Consider the following 22,125-nt stretch of genomic DNA (forward strand, 5'->3'; position numbering starts at 1 on the left):
GCGGTTTCAGTCCAGGTCATCGTGATCTCCATCGTATGTCAGAAATCCGATTGAATCATAACCCACTGAAATCGCTCAACCCTTTTTGGAACAGGCTCTTAAATTGGCCATTTTACGGCCTTAATTTAAATCGCTGTGATCGCGTGTGTTGCATATTGCGGGGGTACGTGCACACACGCTATAAGTGATTTTCATGCAGCTGATTGCGATGAAAATGTATTTTGCAAAGCGGGTGTTTCGTGGGCATTAGAGGGAGTTGCCAGCCTTGAATATTCAATCTGAGGCACGAACATGCAGATTGATTCTGCAATCCGTGATGGTTATTGCTGTGGGTGCGGTTGTGTCAGGTTGTGCCGCCTCGGCATGGTCTGAAACCGTTCGGATCGACAGCAGGCCTGCCATGCCGACAGAATGTGCCGGTTGGCAGCGGATCGATCTCAAGCAGCGAACGGCCATGGTCCTTCTGCGCGAAGATGCTCGTCTTGCAACGGACATCGATGCCCATAATCTTAAAGGTCGCCATCTCGGCTGCTGGGAATAAGTCTTTTTGCAGATTTGACGCGTTGGGATGTGCTTAAAGCCGATGCAGGCTTTGGCGCATCATGTTCTGTTGCGCCTGTCCGCATATTTGCCTGAATGTTCTGCATTATAAAAACACAATGCGCGCGCAATTTTTATAGATGATTCTGCCCGAATTCACTTCAAATTAACCTCACATTAACCATGGAGGTTAAAGGTCATTCTGATATCGATTTCATCCGCAGCCTTATCAGTATGCGGACAATTTAGAGAAGCACAGCGGTGATACGTTTCGAGAATGTCGGCCTGAGATATGGCATGGGGCCAGAGATCCTCAAGGATGTCAGTTTCCATATTCCGCCGCGTTCCTTCCAGTTTCTGACCGGACCTTCGGGTGCCGGCAAGACCTCTTTGCTGCGCCTGCTGTTCATGGCGCTGAAACCAACGCGCGGGCTTATCAATATTTTTGGCAAGGATGTTGCGCGTCTTGATCATAAGCAGGTGCCTCTTCTTCGTCGACGCATCGGAATTGTATTTCAGGATTTCCGTCTTCTCGACCATATGACAACCTATGAGAATGTTGCGCTGCCGTTGCGTGTGCGCGGCAAGGAGGAAGCGACCTATCGTCATGAGGTGGAAGAACTTCTGCACTGGGTCGGGCTTGGTGACCGGATGAACGTGCTGCCGCCTGTTCTTTCGGGTGGTGAAAAACAGCGTGCAGCGATTGCACGTGCGCTGATTGATCAGCCGGAACTGCTGCTGGCGGATGAGCCGACCGGCAATGTTGATCCGCCGCTCGCCAAGCGTTTGTTGCGGCTTTTCACCGAGCTTAACCGCTCCGGAACTGCGGTCATCATCGCAACGCATGATCTTTCCCTGATGGAACAGGTCAATGCGCGGCGCATGATTCTCGAACATGGGCGGCTCGATATTTATGACTGATGCTGGCAGAAACCGCCCAAATGCTTTCCGCAAAATGATGGATGATGTGCGCATACGCTTTGAGGATCTCAAGGATATGCTGCTGGTGCGCATCGGTAAACGCAGAAAGCGTCAGGGGCCAAGCCCCATTGTGCCCGATGGAAGCGTAACTGGCACGGCGCTGGTTGCGGTGATTGCGATCATGACCTTCCTTGCCTGTCTCACCCTTGGCGGTGTCACGCTGGTGCGCGCGTCGGCTGCGCAATGGCAAAGCCAGATTGCGCGGGAGGCGACCATTCAGATCCGCCCAGTCGATGGTCTTGATATGGAAAAGGCGCTTCAGGATGCAAGCACCATCGCACGCGGTTTTGCCGGGGTGAAAAGCACGGGCATCATCGACAAGGATGCGACGGCGCGTCTGCTTGAGCCCTGGCTTGGCAGCGGACTCAATATCGATGAATTGCCAGTGCCGCGTCTGGTTGTCGTGACGATTGACGAAAATTCACCACCGGATTTTGAAACCATGCGGGCGGAAATCACCCGCGCCATTCCAAGTGCGAGTTTTGACGATCATCGCACATGGGTCGACAGGCTGGTTTCGATGGCCAACACCACAGTGCTGATCGGGACCGGTGTGTTGTCGCTGGTGATTGCGGCGACAGTGCTGACGGTTATCTTTGCAACCCGCGGTGCCATGTCCGGCAATGGGCATATTATCGAAGTTCTGCATTTCATCGGTGCCGAATCGAAATTCGTTGCGCGTGAGTTTGAATGGCATTTTTTCCGCACAGCCCTGAAAGGCGCGCTGTTTGGCGGAATGGCCGCGATGCTGGTTTTCCTTGTGTTTTCATGGTGGGCATCCCGGCAGATAGCGACACCTGCCGGTGATCAGGCAGCGGCGATGTTTGGCAATTTCGCCATTGGCCGCGATGGCTATATTGGCGTGGGTGCGATCATCCTTCTGGTGAGTGTGCTGACCATGCTGACCAGTCGTTTGACGGTTGTTCGTCAGCTTGCCACGATGGACGGTCCGGGGGTGCGTGCCGAATGACTGTCTTTTTTGCCAGTAGCGGCCGGAAGATGCGAATTTCCGGTAAGTTTCCGAGTTATCGCCGCAATGATGGTTATGATAACAAGCGAAATACACGCGACTTTCAGAAGACGGCATTGGCAGGGTATCCAGAAAGTACAGATGCAGAGGCAGGCAGAGACGCGAAAAGCCATTCCGGCGCTGTTGCCCGTGATTCGGCAACGAGTGTTGTGGTGTGGCGCCGCAGCCATACAACGGATGCACCACCGGCTCTTGCGCCTGTGGTGGGTAAATTTTTGTGGTCAGTCCTGATGCGTGTATTTCGACGACTTCAGCCGGTTTCCATTGTTCTTTTTCTGGCTCTTGTTGCCTTCCTGATCGGCTTTGTTGCCTTCAGTGAGAAAGTCACCAGCATGCAATCGCCGGTGATAGCAGAATCGGCTGATGCCATTGTGGTTTTGACAGGTGGTCAGTCACGCATAAAGGCAGCGCTTGACCTTCTCAAAGAAAAGCAGGGCAGGCGCTTGCTGATCAGCGGTGTGCATCCATCGACCACTGAAAAATCCTTGCAGCGTGCCACGCAATTCGACCAGAGCCTGTTTGATTGCTGTGTTGATCTCGACCGGTCCGCACTCAACACGGTGGGCAATGCAACGCAGAGCGAGCGCTGGATTCGCAACAACAATTATCATCGCGTCATCGTGGTCACTAATAATTACCATATCCCGCGCAGCATTCTTGAAATGTCCTATCGTATGCAGGATGTGGAATTTGTTCCTTATCCGGTCGTCAATACCGAAAGTCGCCCCCATAGCTGGGTTGCCGAGGGCGACACGCTGCGGGTTCTGTTCATTGAATATGTGAAATATCTCGGAGCAGCCATGCGTGTGGGTGGAGCGAAGATCTTGGATAAGCTGTTTGGCTGATACAGAATTGAACATTGTGTCGCGGGATTTCCTGATGGAAAATCCAAAACTTCCTGATATATCGGTTTCTGCAGCTTTCATGGGAAAGCTTTTTGTTTTTACGCATTCTCCTCGCAAAACCGCTACGCACTTTTGCTGGACATGCTCTAAAGGTTCTCGCCGATACGATGCTTCTCTATCTGCGCTCCGTCTTATTCAATCTGGTGTTTTACATCTGCACTTTGCTGCAGATGATCCTTTATACGCCGTTCTATTTTTTGCTCCCACGCAAGAAGGCGTGGATCGTTCCCAAACTTTGGGCACGGGTCAATCTGTGGCTGCAGAAATATATCGCTGGCACCGATTATGTCATCGAAGGCCTCGAGAATATTCCGCACGGCGCTTATATTGTAGCGCCCAAGCATCAGTCGGCGTGGGATACGTATGCTTTTTTGCCGCAGCTTGACGATCCGGTGCTCATTCTCAAGCGTGAGCTTATGCGCATACCGCTGTTTGGCTGGTATGTTGCCAAGATGGAGATGATCCCCGTTGACCGCGGATCACGCGTGAAAGCGCTGCATTCCATCACCAAGGGGGCTCAGAAGGCGATCGCTGAGGGCCGCCAGATTCTTATCTATCCTGAAGGGACGCGTCGCTCGCCCGGTGCGCCGCCGCAATACAAATACGGCATTGTGCATCTTTATGAAGCGCTCAACCTTCCGGTTCTGCCGATTGCGCATAATGCCGGGCTTTATTGGCCGCGCCGTAAATTCCTGCGTTTTCCGGGAACCATTCGTTGTCGCGTCCTGCCGCTGATCCCGGCAGGGCTTGAGAAAGAAGAATTCCTGCGTCGATTGATCGAGACGACGGAAAACGCCTGCGATGACCTTCTGGTCGCAGCAAGCCGTGACGCAAATGCTCCGCCGATGCCACCGACAGCCGTTCAGCGGCTTAAAGAGCTTGGTGAATAATCCTCACAACAACCCAATCATCCCCATCCGCTCTGTTTCGTCTGACGAGAATGACAATTCGCCGCGTTTTGTTGAACTTTCGTTTTTCTTGCACGCAATCATGAAACCCGTTATCAGAGCGCGACACGAAAGGACCCATCATGAATATTGATGCTATCTCCATCGGCAACAATCCGCCAGAAGACGTCAACGTGATCATCGAAGTGCCGGTCGGCGGACAGCCGATCAAGTACGAGATGGACAAGAAGGCTGGCGCCCTGATTGTGGACCGTTTCCTCTATACGCCTATGACCTATCCGGGCAATTACGGCTTCGTGCCGCACACGCTTTCGGAAGATGGCGACCCGATCGACGTTCTGGTTTGCAATACCCGTCCCTTGATCCCTGGTTGCGTGATCAATGTTCGCCCAATCGGCGTTCTGGTCATGGAAGACAATTCCGGCAAGGACGAGAAGATTATTGCCGTTCCTTCGCCAAACCTCACGCAGCGTTATGCAAAGGTGCATGATTACTCCGATCTTCCGGAAATCACGCTCAAGCAGATCGCGCATTTCTTCGAGCACTATAAGGATCTGGAACCTGGCAAGTGGGTGAAGATCGGTGACTGGGGTGATGAAGATTATGCACGCAAGTTCATCGTTGAAGCGATTGAACGCGCCAAGGGCAAGTAATCCCTCTTATATGTTTTAAACAAAAACGCCCGGATGAAAGTCCGGGCGTTTTTGTTGGCTGGGTACGTTGTCGGCCTCTTACAGAAGGGCCGGAAGCAGCGTTGTCCACATAAACTGGCGGATGAAGAAGATAATCAGCAAAAGCACGACCGGTGAAATATCGATGCCACCGAGATTGGGCAGGATATTGCGGATTGGGCGCAGAACCGGTTCGGTGACTTTGTAAAGAAATTCACCGATGGATGCGACAAACCGATTGGAAGAATTGACCACGTTGAACGCATAGAGCCATGAGAAAACGGCGCTTGCGATGATGATCCACGTGTAGATATCGAGCGCCAAATCAATGGTGCGAAAAAATGCGATCATAAAAATAGTCTCCTTGAAAGCCTGCCGAGATGTAGCGGTTGCATTGGGCGAGAACAAGGGTTGAGGCATCGTTCAGTTCAAATTTTCAGTCCGGGACTATGGCTTGCTCCTTCGAAATCTGAACTTGTCGTAGAAAATAACAATCAGCGCTCATCACGCTTATGGTTTTCAATGTTTTGGCGCACAAGGTCTGTCACATGCTCCAGCGCCTGATCGCGTACACGCATATTGCGCAGGTGTTCGAGCGTGTTTGCAACATAATCGACATTGGCGCCGGATTCGCCACGCGCCGTGGCGACGATTGCTGCCGCATCCTGCGCTGTGAGTGATCCCGCATATTGGGTATGACGGCGGTCTGCAACATAGGTTACGGCTTTCACGTCGCGACCATCAGCAAGGCGCAGGCCAAGCCATTTTTCATGATAGACGTTGTTCGACATTTCGCGTTCGCGCAAATAAACCATAACCTCCTCCGTCATATCGCCCGGAACACGGAAAGCGATGCCAAGGCACGACCCTCCTGCATCCAGTCCCAGCACAAGGCCGGGATGGTCTGGTGTTCCGCGATGGACGTGTGAATAGATGCACAGGCTGCGACGATAGCCATGCAGGCGTGCACGCATGGTTTCGACATGCGCAAAGCCCGGCCTCCACATCAATGAGCCGTAACCAAATACCCAGAAATCGTTCATTCGTTGTTCGTCGGTCTGCATTGTCATGATGGACATCAATATATGTTCTATTATGGCGAGTTTTTATCGGGATTCTCAGGATATAACTCTTTTTTATTCGGCGAAACTTTGCATGACTCATTCCTGCCATAATATGAACACCACTTGGCGGGAACAGAAACAGATATAATCGTTTATGCGTATTGGTGACGTGTTCCGATACGTCTGATACTTATGATGAAACGGGGCTTTTTCGATGGTGCATGCTGGAATTGAATACAAGAAATCCAGAAAGCGCCCAATCACGATTGCGGTTATCGTCCTTGTGCTGGTTGCTGCCTATACGGCAGGCTGGTTCTATGTGGCAGGCAAGATTGAAGCGCGCGCCAAGGCCGATATGGCCAAGCTTGCTTCGCAGGGTGTCGGCGTGCAGTGCGAAGATCTGCATATGGGCGGCTATCCGTTGCGCGTGAATGTGATTTGCTCCAGCGTCTCATGGCAGAAGCCCTCTGAAGGCATGTCATTGCGTGCCGGTCGCTTTACGTCCGGTTCACCGGTCTATGCGCCGTATTCGCTCAGCAATGCGCTGACTGGTCCGGCCTTTGTCGAGTTTCCCGGTATCAAGCCGCTTGAAGTCAACTGGAATACATTCACCTCCAACACGCGTCTTGAACGACCCTTCCCGACCGAGATTGAGTTGAATGCGCGCGATGTGCAGGTCGGCTTGCGAACCGAAACCACGAAAACGGAACAGATCAGCAAGCTTGAGCAGATGAATTTCCGCATGAGCAGCGAAGATGACCAGCTTAAGATCAATGGACGTTTTGCGGCGCTGAAGCTTGAGCCATCCGTTATTGGCAATGCCAAAAGCCCCGAAATTGATGGTCTGGTCGATATGGAAGTTGCCAATGCCGCAACATTCCTGGCTCCCAGCCCGTCGCCGTTCAATGAGCGCATGCGCGGCCATAGCGGCTTGATCAATCAGGCATTCTTATCGATGCCCAATGGTGCCATGCTTTCGGTTTCAGGACCGTTTTCGATCGATATGGAAGGGGAGATTGATGCGGACCTTAAGGTTACGATGATCAATCCCCAATCCTTTGCGCAGGCTGGACAGACGGTTTTCCCGGAGCAGGGCGGCAATATCGCGACTGTTCTGTTTGCTCTTTCTGCCATGCCGAAAGACGAAAACGGCAATCCCGTTATCGAGATTGCCGTTCGCAAGGGAAAAGCCAGTGCCGGATTTATTCCGCTTGGCCGGTTGCCCAGTCTGTAGCCTTAGCCTTTTGGCGGGTTCGCTGCCTGACGGCCGAAGTTTGGCGCGTCGACTTCCTGACCTGCATCGATGATGCTGCGACGAATAGCACGCGTGCGCGTGAAGAGGTCGAAGAGTGCGTCGCCATCGCCCCAGCGGATCGAGCGTTGCAGCGATGCAAGATCTTCCGAAAAGCGCGCCAGCATTTCAAGGATTGCATCCTTGTTATGCAGGCAGACATCGCGCCACATGGTCGGATCGGATGACGCCAGACGTGTGAAATCACGGAAACCGGAAGCTGAATATTTGATGACTTCCGATTTTGTGACCTGTTCCAGATCGCTGGCTGTGCCAACGATGTTATAGGCGATGATATGCGGCAGGTGCGAGACGATGGCCAGCACCAGATCGTGGTGCTGCGGGTCCATCTGGTCAAGGCGCGAGCCGCAGGCCGTCCAGAAGGCGGAAAGCTTATCGATGGCCGTTTGGTCCGTGTCAGGCAGGGGCGTGAGAATGCACCAGCGATTGGTGAACAGCTCTGCAAAACCCGCATCGGGCCCCGAATATTCCGTTCCGGCCAGCGGGTGGCCCGGAATGAAGTGGACGTTGCCGGGCAATTCCGGCTGCATCTGCGCAATTACCGATGCCTTTGTCGAGCCGACGTCGGTGACAATGGCACCGGGCTTCAGATGTGCTGAAATCTGTTTTGCAACGGTGCCGGACGACCCCACCGGCACCGAGATGATCACAAGATCAGCGTCTTTGACGGCTGCCGCACTGTCAGTAAAGTAGCTGTCACCGAGGTTTAGCTCCTCGGCGCGTTTGAGTGTTTCGGCACTGCGTGTGGCAATGGCGATATGATTGGCCAGTCCCTCACGACGGATGATGCGCGCCAGCGACGAGCCAATAAGGCCGATGCCAATAAGCGCGATTTTCTCAAAATGGGTTGTAGACATTGCTCTATTTTAAAAACTCAGTGAGAGCGGCTATAACGCCGCGATTGGCCTCTTCCGTGCCGATGCTCATGCGCAATGCATTGGGAAAGCCGTAGCTGCCAACGCGTCGCAGGATGTAACCGCGCTTCGAAAGATACGCATCTGCCTTGTCCGCCGAATGTTCGGCATCGTCCGGGAAATGGACCAGCAGAAAGTTGGTCACTGACGGGGTGACACGAAGACCAAGCTTTGTGAATTCTTCAACCAGCCATGACCGCCATTTTTCGTTGAATTCGGCCGATTTTTCCACATGAGCGCGATCGCGGATTGCTGCTGCACCCGCAGCAATGGCTGCCGAATTCATGTTGAAGGGGCCACGGATACGATTGACCGCATCAATGATGTGCAAGGGCGCATACATCCAGCCAATCCGCAGGCCCGGCAGGCCGTGGATCTTCGAAAAGGTGCGCGTCATGACGACGTTTTCGTTTGACGATACCAGTGCAAGGCCGGATTCATAATCGTTGCGGCGCACATATTCGGCATAGGCTCCATCAAGAACCAGCACGACATGTTTCGGCAGGCCGGCATGCAGGCGGCGCACTTCCTCAAACGGCAGATAGGTGCCGGTCGGGTTGGCAGGATTGGCGATGAAGACCATTTTTGTGTGCTCTGTAACGCCAGCGAGGATCGCATCGACATCAAGACGCTCGTCTTTTTCTTTCACCGTCACAGGCGTTGCGCCTGCGCCAAGCGTCTGGATTTTATAAACGGCAAAGCCATGCTGGGTGATGATGGCTTCATCACCCGGTGCCAGATAGGTCTGGCAGAGAAGGCCGAGCAACTCATCTGAGCCATTGCCACACATGATATTGCCGATGTTCAGGCCCTGCGATTCAGCAATGGCTTCGCGCAGCACAAGTGCCTGTCCGTCGGGATATATCGCCAGATGATCGGCCCAATATCGATAGGCGTCAACCGCATGAGGGCTGGGACCGATCGGGGTCTCGTTGGAGGAGAGCTTATAGACCTTTGCTACGCCTTCAACATGTTCCTTGCCTGGCACATAGGCTGCAATGTCGAGCAGACCGGCTTTAGGCTGGGGACGGGAGAGGTTTTGCATATTGGTCATGATTTTGGCTCCGCCAAAAGGACTGATGTTAAGGTTACGCAGCGGGCATAAACCGCCACAGCGTTCAAGTCGAGAAAAACCTTGCTGTCAAAGCGTGCAACGCTATTTTTGGGGTTCTTGCGTCGTGGTTTTTCTCATGCCACTGACCGGTGTTCCCTGTGGCGCCAGAACCGGCACAAAGACGCGGCGCGATGAACGTTGTGCAACAGGCAGCCCTTGATAAAGCCGCTTTTGTGCCTCCACGACCAGGACGCCTGCAAAAAGCGGCCAGAACTTGCGTCCCAATCCTTCAACCGCCATGCATGGGCGCATCATCCAGCGGCGTTTGACAGGTGGAAAATGCAACGCATTGCTGATCGTGTTGACGCTGAAATTGGCTTCACGCAGCAAGGTTATAAGCTGGGTGCGGCTGTAAGGCCGACCGCTGCCAAATGGGGTGCGGTCCAGACGTGCCCATACGCCGCGCCGGTTGGGAACAACGATCACCAGCCTGCCATTGGGGGCGAGCACGCGCCACATTTCTTTGAGCGATTCAGCGGCATTTTCCGAATATTCCAGCGCATGAACCATCAAGATGCGATCAATGGAGGAATCCGGCAAAGGCAGCTCTTCATCAAAAACCAGCGCGGTCGCCGATTTTTCCGGGTTTGGCCATGCAATTGCGCCCTGACCCGCTGGCATGAAAGCAAAGCTGCGTTCGGTGTCCGCGCTGAAACGGTCGAGATAAGGCAGACTATAGCCAAGGCCGACAAGGCGCTCTCCCGGCACACGTCCCCAGAGCGCTGCCAGCGCCATGCGGATGGAGCGCTCAGTCAGATGACCCAGCGTCGTATCGTAAAAAGAGCGCAGTTCGATGATGTCTGTGTGCATGGGATTCACGCTATATCAAATCAATCAAATGGCAAATGGTGCAATTGTGCGAAAGCATGGTATAGAGCGTGCCTTTCAAAGCAATTTTATGCTTAAAAATCAGGAGACGCAGCAGATGCCTCAGGTCGGCCGCAAAACCATTGACGTGCTTTTCAGCCCGGAGGAAATTGCTGCGCGCAATCTCGCGCTTGCAAAGGAGATTGCCAAGCGCGATTTTCACAATCTTCTGACGATTTCGATCCTCAAGGGATCCTTTATCTTCGCAGCCGATCTTATTCGCGCCATGCACGATGCAGGGGTTGAACCGGATGTCGAATTCATCACTGTTTCCAGCTATGGCAAGGGCACGACCAGCACGGAAGTGCGTTTGCTGCGCGATATAGACAGCGATGTAAAAGATCGCGATGTGCTGCTGATTGATGACATTCTCGAATCAGGCAAGACGCTCAAATTCGTGCGGGAACTGATGATTGAACGTGGTGCGCGCAGCGTCAGCATTGCTGTGCTGCTTGATAAAAGCGTGCGCCGCAAGGTCGATCTTGATGCCGATTTTGTTGCTTTCGAATGCCCCGACTATTTCGTTGTCGGCTATGGCATGGATGTTGGACATTCCTTCCGCCAACTGCCTTATGTCGGGCATGTGAAGGAATAGTACCAAATTTCGAGCTGCTGTTTTGGTATCAATCGAACTGCAACAGCCGCTGGAGATATTCCTTCTCCATCTGTGGCGTCAGCGCGTTGCCAAGCTTGCGGCGGATTTCGTCAAGAATTTCGCGTGCGCGCTGAATATCGATTTCGCCCGGAATCTTGACGCCATCACCGTCGGACAAACCATTGCTGCCTTGTTGACGACCAAGCGGATCACGGCCATTTTGACCACTTTGGCCCTGACCATTCTGTCCCATGGCCTGTTGCATTTGTTTCATCATATCACGGCCGCCGCGACGCAGGGCTTCGAGCGCGCTGCCTTGCTGATCACCTGCTTCCGAGCCTTCGTTGCGGCCCAGTGCATCGGCAGCATTGCCCATTGATTTGTCCGCATCAGAAAGATCCTGATTGGGATCAATGCCCATGCCCTTGAGGTCCTTGTTGAACGTTTTGAGTTCGTCTTGAAGGGCCTGTTGCTGCTGTTGCAGCTTGCGCATGGCTTCAGCGAGATCTGTCGGTATATCGCTTGGCTGCCCACCTTGTTGTGACTCGCCTCTTCCCATAGAGCCGTTATCGCCGGGAAGCTGATCATCCCAGAATTCACCTTCACCATTGCCATATTGCTGCTGCTGCATCTGCTGATCGAGTTTGAAGGTCTCGTTCATCATCTGCTGCTGGCGGCGCATCAGATCGCCCAGCTTGTTCATCTGCTGCTGCATCTGATTGGCCTGGCCCTGACCTTGTCCCTGCTGGCCCGGTTGCCCCTGTTGGCCCATCTGAAGGTTGTTCATCAGGTCTTGCAGCTGCGACAGAAGCTGTTCAGCCTGATCACGCGAACCCTGACGCGCCAGATTTTCAATCTGGTCCATCATGCGCTGTAAATCCTTGTCGGTCAGCATACGGGCATTCGGGTCTATTGGCTGATTACGGGCATTGGGGTTCTGTTGCTGACGCTGGGCGAATTCACGCAGAAAATCCTGCATTGCCTTGCGTAGTTCCGCAGTCAGCTTTTCTATCTGTTCCTGTGAGGCACCATTTTGTAGTGCGCTGCGCAATGCTTCCTGTGCCTGACGCAGGCGGCGTTCTGCAGCGGACAGATTGCCGTCTTCGATGCCAAGCGCCACCTGCCACATATAATCAGCCGTATCACGCAAGGAATCGTCGCTGGTTGCGAGCTTGAGCCGCGTGCGGATGGTGACGAGACCAAGGTAATGGGCTTTGTCCTTTATCGTCTCTTCCGGGCGGATCATGAGTGCTGAAAGCATATCGCGCACATGGTCGCGCTGTGTGGCGTCAAGGGCGAGAATGCGTCGCTGCTCGGCAACGGCCTTGGCCAGTGGATTGGCAAAGGGGCGTTCGGGCAGGGTGATGATCTTGGTTTCGCTGCGCGCACTCTTGCCGCCAGCATCGGTCACAACCAGCGTGAGCGCTACCTTTTGACCGGCCCATGGATGCTGGGTCAGGTCCTTGGATGTTGTCGCTTCTTTTGTTCCACGGCGCGGCAATGCAAGCGGCAGATCAGGGGCGTCGTAAAGAGGAACCGTTTCCTCGTCTTCGTGGTCGATATTAAGGGGTACAATTTCGCCATAGGCTTTTGCCGCACCGTAATCGTCGGTAATTTCATAGCTGAGTTGCAATGTGCCGTTCAGCGCATGGCTCGGCTCTTTGGTAAAATGGATGGTTGGCGGATTGTCGGGCGTGACGGAAAAACTCCAGCGCGCATCGGTGCCGGACAGCATCAGCGTCTGATCCTGTTGCAGATCGTAACGGAAGTTACGGCTGCCATCGACAAGGTCCTGCTGGTTTTCGCCTTCTTTGGCGGCAACGGGCTGAATGTCACTGCGATGGCCGGTCGAATCGGTCATGGTCAGCCGTTCAGAATGGCCACCGATGACCCGGATATTGACGATGCTGCCCTGCGGTACGGTGATGGGTTTGGCGGTGGCTGCCGCATCTGTCGTGGTGCTGAGGAAAACCGGCGCGCGGCCCGTATATTGCGGTGGCGTTACCCATGCATCAATGCGCGCAACGGCTGTGGTGCCACCGGCGCGAATATGAAATGCATCCGCAATACGACCGCTGTTCGGGCTAAGACTATAGGCAGAGGCGGTCACAAACAGCAGCGCCACAATTGCGCGCAGCGCAAAAGGATCGCGTTCTGGAATGCGCGGGCGGGGAACACCTGATTGCAGATTTTTGAGCCGCCCGGCCATGCGGCGCTTATGTTCCTGCCAGAGAGCGATGGAAAAAGGGTCCTTGCTGCCGGTCGCCATTTGGCTGGTCTGCACGGCCAACGGCTCGTGGATCAGGCCATTTACATCTTCAATGCGTGCGGTGGTGGTATTTTCATCAGGCAGGCGAAAGCGGAACGGCAGACAGAGCGCAACCAGTGCTGCAAAGGCAAAGAACCCAAGCATACCCAGATGCAGCCAGCGCGGCATGAGTGCAAAAAGCCCAAGCCAGCTTAAGCTTGCAAAAAGCGCAATCAGCAGAATCAGCGGCAGAACGAGTGGCCATAGGCGCTCGAAACTGATTGTCAGAAAACTTTGCAGGCGAAGGCGGCGCAGGGCAGCGCCTTCACCGGAAAACAGGCGGAAAAACGCATCGCGCTTGCGGGCTGGCAAGTCTTTGCTGTCTTTTCTCTGTTTTGTCATCGTGGCTTTCTGATGCGTGTAACGCCTATGGGTTGTTCATAGAATAACACGCATCATGGCAAAGACGAGGCTTTCGCTTTAATTTATAACCAGTCCGGCACGGAATCGAGCGCAAGCAGCTCTTCATAGGTCCGGCGTGGGCGAATGACGTGATAGCGGTCGCCATCCACCAGCACTTCGGGGATCAGAAGGCGGCTGTTATAGGTACTCGACAGAACCGCGCCATAAGCACCTGTCGTGCAGACAGCAATCAGATCGCCCGGAGCAGGCTTTGCCACTTCGCGGTCAAGGCCGAGATAATCGCCGGTTTCACACACAGGGCCGACAAAATCAGCGCGGATGCGTGGGGTACTATCCTTGGCTTCCATGACTGGCTTGATGTCGTGGAAAGCTTCGTAAAGGGTCGGGCGAATGAGATCGTTCATTGCCGCATCAACAATGATAAAATTCTTGGCGTCGCCTTCTTTTACGAAAATGACTTCTGTTATCAGAAGACCGGCATTGCCGACGATCAGACGCCCCGGTTCAAATACGGTTTTAAGGCCCAGCGGCTTGATGTGCTTTGCGACGATTTCCGCATAGGCTGCGGGCAGCGGCGGCGGGTTGTTGTCGGTGCGATAGGGAATGCCCAAGCCCCCGCCAACATCGACGTGGCGGATATTGTGACCATCAGCGCGCAATTCCTCAACCAGCTGCGCCATCAGCGCAAAAGCGTTGTCGAAAGGTTCGAGATCGATGATCTGGCTGCCGATATGCATATCGATACCGACGACATCGATACCCGGAAGACTTGCGGCGCGTGCATAGGCTTGACGGGCCTTTACGCGTGGAATGCCGAACTTGTTTTCGGATTTGCCGGTCGAAATCTTGGCATGGGTCTTGGCATCAACATCGGGATTGATGCGAAGCGAAACGGATGCAACCTTGCCAGCCTTGAGCGCGCGCGCCGAAAGAATTTCCAGCTCGGGTTCGGATTCGACATTAAAGCAGTAAATGCCTGCTTGAAGCGCGAAATCCATTTCATGCGGGGTTTTGCCAACGCCGGAAAACACGATTTTGTTCGCCGGAATACCGGCAGCCAAAGCGCGGCGGATTTCGCCTTCCGAAACCGTGTCGGCGCCTGCGCCAAGCTTGGCGAGCGTTTTCAGCACGGCCAGATTGGAATTGGCCTTCAACGCGTAAGTGACCAGCGTTTCCATATCAGCAAAGGCTTCGCTGAAGACGCGGAAATGGCGCTCAATCGTGGCACGCGAATAGACATAGAACGGCGTGCCGACTTCTTTTGCGATGTCGGGCAGGCTTACATTTTCGGCGTGAAGAACGCCGTTGCGATATTCAAAATGATTCACGGGAAACAATCCGAATGGGGGATTACAGGATTTTGTCGAGGATGAAGGGCTTGTCTTCCTTCGGTTTCTCTACCGTGCGCCCCTGTTCATTGGTGATCATCTGCGCAGGCGGCGGCTCAAGCGGGCCTTTTCGTCCGCAAGCGGCAAGAGTGGCAGCAAGGGCTGCGATCAGAAGCACGGAAGAAATGGCGGAGCGGCCTGTCATCAGCTTTGGTTCCCGGAATTTGTCCTATGGGGCTGGTCTAACCCAAAATGCTTGAAAGTGAAATCACTCCTTCAGGAGCGATTTCACCACGATCGTTAGCTTATGCCTTTGCGATGCGATTTTTCCAGTAAGAAATCTGGTTTCGCACCTGTTGTGGTGCAGTGCCACCGAATGACTGGCGGCTTTCGACCGACTGCTCGACCGTCAGATAGCCGAAAATCGCATCGGTAATGCCCGGATTGATCGACTGAAGATCTGCGAGCGTGAGTTCTGCGAGGTCAATCTGCTTGCTTTCAGCCAGAGCCACGGCGCGGCCCGTCACATGGTGCGCATCGCGGAATGGAAGGCCCAATTCGCGCACCAGCCAGTCAGCGAGATCCGTTGCGGTGGAATAGCCGGAACCGGCGGCTTTTTTCATGGAAGCGACATTGACGGTCAGGTCACGCATCATGCCAGACATGGCAGCGATGGCGAGTTCCAGATTTTCGGCAGCGTCGAAAACTTGTTCCTTGTCTTCCTGCATATCTTTTGAATAGGCGAGCGGCAGACCTTTCATGATGGTAAGAAGGGCTACCAGCGAGCCATTGATGCGGCCCGTTTTGGCGCGCACCAGTTCGGCAGCGTCCGGGTTCTTCTTCTGTGGCATGATCGATGAGCCGGTCGAGAAAGCATCAGACAGGCGCACGAAATTGAATTGCGGCGTTGACCAGATGACGATTTCTTCAGCGAGACGCGACAGGTGCCCCGCACAGATGGCGGCAAGCGACAGGAATTCGAGCGCATAGTCGCGGTCAGAAACGCTATCAAGCGAGTTGCGGGTTGGTTCGCGGAAACCAAGTGCCTGCGCCGTCATGTGACGATCAATCGGGAAGCCGGTGCCTGCAAGGGCTGCGGCACCCAGAGGTGATTCGTCCATACGTTCAATCGCATCGCGCACGCGCGACAGATCCCGGCCAAACATTTCCACATAGGCCATGCAATGATGACCGAAAGTGACAGGCTGTGCCGTCTGCAAATGCGTGAAGCCCGGCATGACGGTTGCAGCATGCTCTTCTGCGCGCTCCAGAAATGCTTCGATCAGGCCTTTGAGTGCAATCGCTGTTTTCTGCATCTCCTGCTTGACCCAAAGGCGGAAATCGACAGCCACCTGATCGTTGCGCGAGCGGGCGGTGTGCAGGCGTCCGGCGGATGGACCGATGAGGTCGGCAAGGCGCGCTTCGATATTCATATGAATGTCTTCGAGCTTGCGCGAGAAGGTGAATTTACCCTCTTCAATTTCCTTGAGGATGGTTTTCAGGCCCTCTTCGATCTTTTTATGATCGTCTGCCGCAATGATGCCAGTCTTTGCAAGCATGGCAGCATGGGCGAGCGAGCCCTGAATATCCTGCGCATAGAGCTTGCGGTCGAAGCCAATCGATGCATTGATCTCTTCCATGATCGCATCGGGTCCTGAGGCAAAACGGCCGCCCCACATCTGATTGCTTGATTTTTGTTCGCTCATGCTCGTATGCCTCGGATGCAAGACTAAGGGAAAGTGACGCGAGATGGCAAAAGACAACGATAAGGCAAAGTCAGGAAACCGGAAGATCGTCCTTCTTGCAGCACTTGCCGGTGTCATCGCCGGTATAGGCGCGGTATACGTGATGGAACGGCCTTCTGGCAATGCACCCGTCAGCAAAGTTTACGTTCAAAGTGATGAGGCTTCCGCACAATGTGCGTTGAAGGCCGATAGTCTGAAAGCTCTTGATGCAGCGGCGACGGGTAGTGTTGCTGCGATGCGGGCTGCTGAAAAGCCTATTTCTGTTGCCCATATCGCTTTTACCGGCCCTGACGGCAAGCAGATGACACTTGGCGATTACAAGGGTAAGACGCTGCTTGTTAATCTCTGGGCGACATGGTGCGCGCCGTGCCGCGAAGAAATGCCCGAGCTTGATCATCTTCAGGCTCAAAAGGGCGGAGGCGATTTTGATGTCGTCGCGATCAACATTGATACCGGATCGGACGAGAAACCGAAAAAATTTCTCGAAGAGATTGGCGTGAAGAGCTTGAGCCTTAATCGCGATGCCAGCATGTCGAGCTTCAATGAATTAAAGCGCAAAAATCTCGCTTTCGGTCTTCCTGTGACATTGCTGGTCGATAAAGACGGCTGTCAGATTGCTTCAATGAACGGCCCAGCTCCGTGGGATAGCCCGGATGCAATCAAGCTGATCGAAGCGGCACAAAAACTTTAGATAGACAAGTTTCACGTTTGGTGGCTTCCTTATGCTCATAAAGGGGGACATTGCCGATGAGCATGGAAGTCTGGCTGGCATTCTCTGCCGCATCAATCGTTATGTTGATTATTCCGGGACCGACGGTTTTGCTGGTGGTGTCCTATGCGCTGGGGCAGGGCTGGAAGGCCGCCCTTCCGATGGCCATTGGTGTGGCGCTTGGTGATTTCACCGCCATGACGCTTTCCATGCTGGGGGTTGGTGCACTTCTTGCCGCTTCAGCAACCGTTTTTACTGCGGTTAAATGGATGGGGGCTGCCTATCTTATCTGGCTGGGCATAAAGTTGTTTCGATCCGGCGGCGCGATGAATGCCAAGGCGCGGCATGATCAGGTGAAGCCGGTCAAAATGCTGCTTCATGCTTGGCTGGTAACGGCGCTCAATCCGAAAAGCATTACGTTTTTCGTGGCTTTCCTGCCGCAGTTTTTAAGCCCGCATCGTGATTTCATGACGCAGATGCTGGTCTTTGAAAGCACGTTCCTCGCGCTGGCATTTCTCAATGCTTTTGCTTATGCGCTGATTGCCACACGTGCGCGACGTTTCTTCGCCAATGAGCGTGCCTTGCGTATTTTCAACCGTGCCGGCGGCACTATGCTGATTGGCGCAGGGGTCGCGACCGCTTCGATGCGCTCAAGCTGATACGAAACCGGCGCGTTTCAACTGGACAATGGCCAGTTCAAGCGCCGACAGGAATGCCGAGCGGTCTTTGGGTGAAAAGGGGGCTGGCCCGCGTGTAACTTCCCCGGCAGAACGCAGCGAATCCATCAGATTGCGCGTTGCAAGCGTGTTGCCGATCGTGCTTGCTGTGTGCACTTTGCCATTGGGTGCGATAACCGATGCGCCCTTTTCAATGGACCGGCTTACGAGCGGAATATCCGCCGTGATGACGACAATGCCGGGACGGGAATTTTCTGCAATCCAATCATCTGCCGCATCAAGCTTGTCCGAGACGATGACACGTTCAACGCGTTCTGCATCGCGTGGGATGGCGATATAGCTGTTGGCAACCAGCACAACAGGCAGGCCATGGCGTTCGGCCACGCGATAGATTTCCGCCTTCACCGGGCAGGCGTCGGCATCGACAAAAATGCGGATTGTGTTGTTTTCAGCGTCCATGCCGTTTCATAGGCAGAACTGCGGCATTTGGCAAATTGATCGCAGCATTGAGATTTATGCGATAGCGGAATCGCATGAGGAAGACTATTGCAGGCAAAACAAGAAAGTCTGCATCATGGCCACCCGCTTTTTCCCGATCATGTTTGTGCTGCTCTGGGCCACTGGCTTTATTGGGGCCGGGCTTTCCATGCCCTATGCGGAACCGTTCAGCTTCATGGCGGTGCGCTTTTCCATTGCAGCGCTCATCATGATCCTCTGGGCTTTGGCAAGTCATAGCGTTTGGCCGAAGGGCAGGGGGCTGATCAATGCAGCCATTGCCGGGTGTCTGATCCATGGCGTTTATCTTTCAGCGCTTTTCTGGGCTGTGCATCACGGATTGCCGGCTGGCATGTCGGGCCTTGTTGCGGGGCTTCAGCCCATGCTGACCACACTGATTGCAGCACTTCTTTTGGGGGAGCGCGCAAGCGGTCGGCAATGGCTGGGGTTGCTGATCGGTTTTGTTGGTGTTGCAATGGTGGTGGGGCCGAAATTTTCTGGCCACAGCGGCGTCGACCCGCAAAGCCTGGCGGCAGCATTTGTGGCGGTTCTGGCGATCAGCACCGGAACGGTTTGGCAGAAACGCTTTGGTACGGCGGCGGATTTGAAGACTGGGACGGCGGTGCAGTATATTGCTGCTGCCGCTTTGACAGCGATTTGTGCTTTTGCCTTTGAAACACGCGTGATGGTCTGGTCGCCGCAGCTTATCTTTGCGCTGGTCTGGCTGACATTGGCGATTTCCATCGGCGCAATTCTGGCACTTCTGGTGATGATACGCGAAGGCGCGATGTCGAAAGTTGCATCGCTTTTCTATCTGGTGCCCGGAACCGCTGCGATCATGGCTTATCTGATTTTTGGCGAAACGCTGGGACCTATTCAGATTGCGGGCATGGTTGTGACAACCTTTGGCGTGGCGCTGACTACTTTGCGTCGATAAGTCCGGGCTGTTGTTCGCGCTTGCGGAAAATCATGATGGCCGCGTTGATTTCTGCGCCAATGATGAAGATTGCCGATAGCATATAGAGAAATACGATTGCCACCATGATCGAGGCGAGGCCTGCATAGGTGGTGACGTAATTGGCAAATGTTTCGAGATATTTTGCAAAGGCCGTTGCGGCAGCAAGCCATGCAATCAGCGTGATGCCGATGCCCGGCAGAATGTCGCTCAAGCGGCGTTTTCCGGCTGGCAGCCAGATATGCACGATGAACAGCGCCAAGACGAGAACGATGACAGTAATCGTATAGCGCCATATGGCGATTGTTCCGGTGAAAGGTGCGATGTCCGGAAACCATTGTTCTGCCAGCCGCACGGCAAGCGGCGCCAGAACCAGCAGAAAGCTGATCGCCATCAGGCTGATTGTACCGATCAGCACAAAACCTAAGCTTTGCAGGCGGCAGAAAATGATCGAGCGCTGGTCGCTGACACGATAGGCACGGTTGAGCGACATGCGCAGCGCTTCCACACCATTGGAGGCAAAATAAGCGGCGGCGATCACACTCAGCGTCAGAAGTCCGCTGCGCTGAACGGTCAGAACATTCATCACTTCATTGGCGATGGGAGCGGCGATATTGGAAGGCCACATATCAAAAATGACGTGCACCGCATTGTTGGCAAATTCTTTGGTGCCAAGAAAACCGGCGAGTGTGGTTGCAAAGATCAAAAACGGAAACAGCGCCATCAGTCCTGACAGGGCTATATGAGAGGCAAAGGCCCAACCATCGTCGCTGCTGAAATGCCCGTAAACATCGAAGGTGATCTGACGGAGAAAACGTCGTATTTTTCGCATCCGCAGATTTGTCTCTCTTTGGCTCATTTATTGGATTTCAAGGCCTTCAATCTAGTATCGAATTGGGAAATGCAAGGGGCGGACTGTTTTAAACCTTTTGCGAATCAAGCACTCTGGCCAAAATCCTACTGTAGGAAGAAAGCAATGGCTCCACAAAATGCAAAGCGCAATATCCTGATAACCGGGTGTTCTTCGGGGATTGGGGCTTATTGTGCAGAGGCTTTGCATAGGGCCAACTGGCGCGTATTGGCCACGGCGCGCAAAGATGCGGATATTGCAGCGTTGAAAGCCAAAGGCATTGAGGCTTTCTATCTTGATTATACGCAACCACAGTCGATTGAAGCGCTGGTCAAGCAAGTTTTTCATGCAACCGATGGAAAGCTGGATGCGCTTTTCAACAATGGCGCCTATGCGCAGCCGGGCGCCGTTGAAGATTTGCCAGTGGATGCTTTGCGCGCACAATTTGAGGCCAATTTCTTTGGCTGGCATGATCTCACACGCCGCATCATTCCCACCATGCGCGCGCAGGGCCATGGCCGTATCGTACATTGCTCATCGATCTTAGGTCTTGTGCCGATGAAATGGCGTGGCGCTTATGTGGCGTCGAAATTTGCGCTCGAAGGGTTGATGCTCGCGCAACGCATGGAACTCGAAGGTTCAGGCATTGCGGTGTCTATGATTGAACCCGGGCCGATTGCGTCGCAATTTACCTATAATGCAGCCTTACATGCGCGGGCCAATATCGATCTTGAGCATTCCGTGCATTGCGAATTATACCAACGCCAGATGGCAAAGCTTGAAGGTGGTGGTACAAAATCTAAAAACAAGCTTGGCCCGGAAGCGGTTTACGCGGTACTTGTGCATGCCTTGGAAGCGCACAACCCGCGTCCGCATTACGCCGTTACACGACCGGCGAAACTGGGTATTCTGGCACGACGCCTGCTACCATCGCGCTGGCTCTATAAAATGCTGTCCGACCAGTCTTGACCAAAAAAGACGGCGGATTATGGGAGGAAAGTAAATGGACGTTCTGTTCAAGGGCGCGGCTCTGGTGGCGATGTTTGCCGTGGCGATTGTGCTCATTATCGGCTTGCGCAATATGATGCGCGGTGGCGACGGTAATTTTTCAAACAGGATGATGCAGTTGCGCGTGCTTTTGCAGTTTGTCGCGATTGTGTTGATCGTTGCAGCGGTCTATTTCGCACGCCAGACGGGTGGACAATAAGATGGTCAGGCTCAACAAGATTTATACCCGCACGGGGGATGATGGCACCACAGGTCTGACGAGCGGACCGCGGCGGCTCAAATCGGATTTGCGCGTTGAATCCTATGGCACGGTTGATGAAACCAATGCCTGTATCGGCCTTGTGCGCATTCATACCACGAGCGTGGATTATACGCATATCGATGTGATGCTTGCGCGTATCCAGAATGACCTGTTCGATCTTGGTGCCGACCTTTCAACGCCGGATGATGGGCAGCCTCTAAGCTATGAACCGCTGCGTATTGTTGAGCAACAGGTTAAAAGGCTGGAATCCGATATTGATTATCTGAATGTCGATATTCCACCACTGCGCTCGTTTATTCTGCCGGGCGGTTCGGCAGCGTCAGCAGCGCTGCATCTGGCACGTACTGTTTCACGCCGCGCTGAGCGTCTGATGGTGGCGCTTGCAAAGACCGAAGGCGAAGTGGTTTCGAAAGAGGCGTTGCAATATATCAACCGCCTCTCTGATTTCCTGTTTGTCGCTGCCCGCGCCGTCAATGAAAACGGCGCGAAGGATGTGTTGTGGGTGCCTGGACAAAACAGGTAGT

General features: G+C 53.9%; 25 protein-coding genes. 14 read left to right on the plus strand and 11 right to left on the minus strand.

The window, feature by feature from the left end; translation table 11 throughout:
- The first annotated feature begins 265 nt into the window (after nucleotides 1-265).
- From VBH83_RS16570 to ppa, 6 genes are all read left to right on the plus strand, one after another.
- Entirely contained in the window at nucleotides 266-541 is a 276-nt protein-coding gene (locus VBH83_RS16570; RefSeq protein WP_396998704.1) for a hypothetical protein, read from the plus strand.
- A gap of 296 nt (nucleotides 542-837) precedes the next feature.
- Nucleotides 838-1,461, plus strand: coding sequence for a cell division ATP-binding protein FtsE (ftsE, locus tag VBH83_RS16575; protein ID WP_265983798.1), 624 nt, complete (start codon nucleotides 838-840; stop codon nucleotides 1,459-1,461).
- A gap of 34 nt (nucleotides 1,462-1,495) precedes the next feature.
- Nucleotides 1,496-2,491, plus strand: coding sequence for an ABC transporter permease (locus VBH83_RS16580; RefSeq protein ID WP_265983797.1), 996 nt, complete (start codon nucleotides 1,496-1,498; stop codon nucleotides 2,489-2,491).
- Nucleotides 2,488-3,396 carry a YdcF family protein gene (locus VBH83_RS16585; protein WP_265982330.1) on the plus strand — a complete coding sequence of 303 codons (909 nt, stop codon included), beginning with the start codon at nucleotides 2,488-2,490 and terminating at the stop codon, nucleotides 3,394-3,396. The genes VBH83_RS16580 and VBH83_RS16585 overlap by 4 nt, the downstream gene beginning before the upstream one ends.
- Before the next feature lie 167 nt (nucleotides 3,397-3,563).
- On the plus strand, nucleotides 3,564-4,346 hold the full coding sequence (locus VBH83_RS16590; RefSeq protein WP_265983796.1) for a 1-acyl-sn-glycerol-3-phosphate acyltransferase: 783 nt from the start codon (nucleotides 3,564-3,566) through the stop codon (nucleotides 4,344-4,346).
- Between the two features lie 140 nt (nucleotides 4,347-4,486).
- Nucleotides 4,487-5,017 carry an inorganic diphosphatase gene (gene ppa / locus VBH83_RS16595; RefSeq protein ID WP_024898574.1) on the plus strand — a complete coding sequence of 177 codons (531 nt, stop codon included), beginning with the start codon at nucleotides 4,487-4,489 and terminating at the stop codon, nucleotides 5,015-5,017.
- Nucleotides 5,018-5,095: 78 nt separating this feature from the next.
- Here the strand turns inward: ppa and VBH83_RS16600 are convergent, their stop codons facing one another.
- Together VBH83_RS16600 and VBH83_RS16605 are read right to left on the minus strand one after the other, a co-directional pair.
- Nucleotides 5,096-5,386: a YggT family protein gene (locus tag VBH83_RS16600; protein ID WP_265982329.1), complete on the minus strand. Its 291-nt coding sequence runs from the start codon at nucleotides 5,384-5,386 to the stop codon at nucleotides 5,096-5,098.
- A 143-nt stretch (nucleotides 5,387-5,529) separates the two neighbouring features.
- Nucleotides 5,530-6,099, minus strand: coding sequence for a gamma-glutamylcyclotransferase (locus VBH83_RS16605; RefSeq protein ID WP_265983795.1), 570 nt, complete (start codon nucleotides 6,097-6,099; stop codon nucleotides 5,530-5,532).
- A 214-nt stretch (nucleotides 6,100-6,313) separates the two neighbouring features.
- On the opposite strand from VBH83_RS16605, the gene VBH83_RS16610 reads away from it, so the two are divergent.
- Nucleotides 6,314-7,333, plus strand: a complete 1,020-nt coding sequence (locus VBH83_RS16610) for a DUF2125 domain-containing protein (protein ID WP_265982328.1) — start codon at nucleotides 6,314-6,316, stop codon at nucleotides 7,331-7,333.
- Nucleotides 7,334-7,335: 2 nt separating this feature from the next.
- On the opposite strand, the gene VBH83_RS16615 is transcribed toward VBH83_RS16610, so the two are convergent.
- The 3 genes from VBH83_RS16615 to VBH83_RS16625 all read right to left on the minus strand — a co-directional run bounded on the left by VBH83_RS16615 (nucleotide 7,336) and on the right by VBH83_RS16625 (nucleotide 10,249).
- Complete coding sequence (locus VBH83_RS16615) at nucleotides 7,336-8,268, minus strand: prephenate/arogenate dehydrogenase family protein (RefSeq protein WP_265982327.1); 933 nt, start codon at nucleotides 8,266-8,268, stop codon at nucleotides 7,336-7,338.
- A gap of 4 nt (nucleotides 8,269-8,272) precedes the next feature.
- A complete protein-coding gene (gene hisC, locus VBH83_RS16620) occupies nucleotides 8,273-9,379 on the minus strand; it encodes a histidinol-phosphate transaminase (RefSeq protein ID WP_265982326.1) in 1,107 nt (368 codons plus the stop codon).
- Between the two features lie 102 nt (nucleotides 9,380-9,481).
- Complete coding sequence (locus VBH83_RS16625) at nucleotides 9,482-10,249, minus strand: class I SAM-dependent methyltransferase (RefSeq protein ID WP_265982325.1); 768 nt, start codon at nucleotides 10,247-10,249, stop codon at nucleotides 9,482-9,484.
- 115 nt (nucleotides 10,250-10,364) lie between these two features.
- Here VBH83_RS16625 and hpt point away from each other — a divergent pair, with 115 nt between their 5' ends.
- On the plus strand, nucleotides 10,365-10,901 hold the full coding sequence (gene hpt, locus VBH83_RS16630; RefSeq protein WP_396998708.1) for a hypoxanthine phosphoribosyltransferase: 537 nt from the start codon (nucleotides 10,365-10,367) through the stop codon (nucleotides 10,899-10,901).
- Between the two features lie 28 nt (nucleotides 10,902-10,929).
- On the opposite strand, the gene VBH83_RS16635 is transcribed toward hpt, so the two are convergent.
- The 4 genes from VBH83_RS16635 to argH form a co-directional block, all read right to left on the minus strand.
- Nucleotides 10,930-13,551, minus strand: a complete 2,622-nt coding sequence (locus VBH83_RS16635) for a TIGR02302 family protein (protein ID WP_396998710.1) — start codon at nucleotides 13,549-13,551, stop codon at nucleotides 10,930-10,932.
- A gap of 83 nt (nucleotides 13,552-13,634) precedes the next feature.
- A complete protein-coding gene (gene lysA / locus VBH83_RS16640) occupies nucleotides 13,635-14,900 on the minus strand; it encodes a diaminopimelate decarboxylase (RefSeq protein ID WP_265982322.1) in 1,266 nt (421 codons plus the stop codon).
- Nucleotides 14,901-14,922: 22 nt separating this feature from the next.
- Nucleotides 14,923-15,105, minus strand: coding sequence for a lipoprotein (locus VBH83_RS16645; protein WP_024898585.1), 183 nt, complete (start codon nucleotides 15,103-15,105; stop codon nucleotides 14,923-14,925).
- A gap of 100 nt (nucleotides 15,106-15,205) precedes the next feature.
- Nucleotides 15,206-16,606, minus strand: coding sequence for an argininosuccinate lyase (gene argH / locus VBH83_RS16650; protein WP_265982321.1), 1,401 nt, complete (start codon nucleotides 16,604-16,606; stop codon nucleotides 15,206-15,208).
- 43 nt (nucleotides 16,607-16,649) lie between these two features.
- Between argH and VBH83_RS16655 the strand changes: the two genes are divergently transcribed.
- The gene (locus tag VBH83_RS16655; protein WP_265982320.1) at nucleotides 16,650-17,336 is read left to right on the plus strand and encodes a thiol:disulfide interchange protein TlpA; all 687 of its coding nucleotides are present in this window, start codon (nucleotides 16,650-16,652) and stop codon (nucleotides 17,334-17,336) included.
- A 56-nt stretch (nucleotides 17,337-17,392) separates the two neighbouring features.
- Nucleotides 17,393-18,013, plus strand: coding sequence for a LysE family translocator (locus tag VBH83_RS16660; RefSeq protein ID WP_265982319.1), 621 nt, complete (start codon nucleotides 17,393-17,395; stop codon nucleotides 18,011-18,013).
- On the opposite strand, the gene VBH83_RS16665 is transcribed toward VBH83_RS16660, so the two are convergent.
- The gene (locus tag VBH83_RS16665) at nucleotides 18,005-18,490 is read right to left on the minus strand and encodes a YaiI/YqxD family protein (RefSeq protein ID WP_265982318.1); all 486 of its coding nucleotides are present in this window, start codon (nucleotides 18,488-18,490) and stop codon (nucleotides 18,005-18,007) included. The genes VBH83_RS16660 and VBH83_RS16665 overlap by 9 nt on opposite strands.
- Nucleotides 18,491-18,605: 115 nt before the next feature.
- On the opposite strand from VBH83_RS16665, the gene VBH83_RS16670 reads away from it, so the two are divergent.
- Complete coding sequence (locus tag VBH83_RS16670; RefSeq protein ID WP_265982317.1) at nucleotides 18,606-19,463, plus strand: DMT family transporter; 858 nt, start codon at nucleotides 18,606-18,608, stop codon at nucleotides 19,461-19,463.
- Here VBH83_RS16670 and VBH83_RS16675 read toward each other — a convergent pair.
- Nucleotides 19,447-20,313 (minus strand): YihY/virulence factor BrkB family protein, encoded by an 867-nt coding sequence (locus tag VBH83_RS16675; RefSeq protein WP_265982316.1) that lies wholly within the window; start codon nucleotides 20,311-20,313, stop codon nucleotides 19,447-19,449. The two genes, VBH83_RS16670 and VBH83_RS16675, sit on opposite strands and share 17 nt — an antisense overlap.
- A gap of 144 nt (nucleotides 20,314-20,457) precedes the next feature.
- On the opposite strand from VBH83_RS16675, the gene VBH83_RS16680 reads away from it, so the two are divergent.
- The 3 genes from VBH83_RS16680 to VBH83_RS16690 are packed head-to-tail and all read left to right on the plus strand — an operon-like array spanning nucleotide 20,458 to nucleotide 22,124.
- Nucleotides 20,458-21,300, plus strand: coding sequence for an SDR family oxidoreductase (locus tag VBH83_RS16680; protein ID WP_265982314.1), 843 nt, complete (start codon nucleotides 20,458-20,460; stop codon nucleotides 21,298-21,300).
- Nucleotides 21,301-21,334: 34 nt separating this feature from the next.
- Nucleotides 21,335-21,538 carry a twin transmembrane helix small protein gene (locus tag VBH83_RS16685; protein ID WP_265982312.1) on the plus strand — a complete coding sequence of 68 codons (204 nt, stop codon included), beginning with the start codon at nucleotides 21,335-21,337 and terminating at the stop codon, nucleotides 21,536-21,538.
- A 1-nt stretch (nucleotide 21,539) separates the two neighbouring features.
- The gene (locus tag VBH83_RS16690; protein ID WP_265982310.1) at nucleotides 21,540-22,124 is read left to right on the plus strand and encodes a cob(I)yrinic acid a,c-diamide adenosyltransferase; all 585 of its coding nucleotides are present in this window, start codon (nucleotides 21,540-21,542) and stop codon (nucleotides 22,122-22,124) included.
- The last annotated feature ends 1 nt before the right edge of the window (nucleotide 22,125 follow it).

The sequence above is a fragment of the Ochrobactrum sp. S1502_03 genome, from assembly GCF_044435015.1.
GTDB lineage: Bacteria > Pseudomonadota > Alphaproteobacteria > Rhizobiales > Rhizobiaceae > Brucella > Brucella chromiisoli.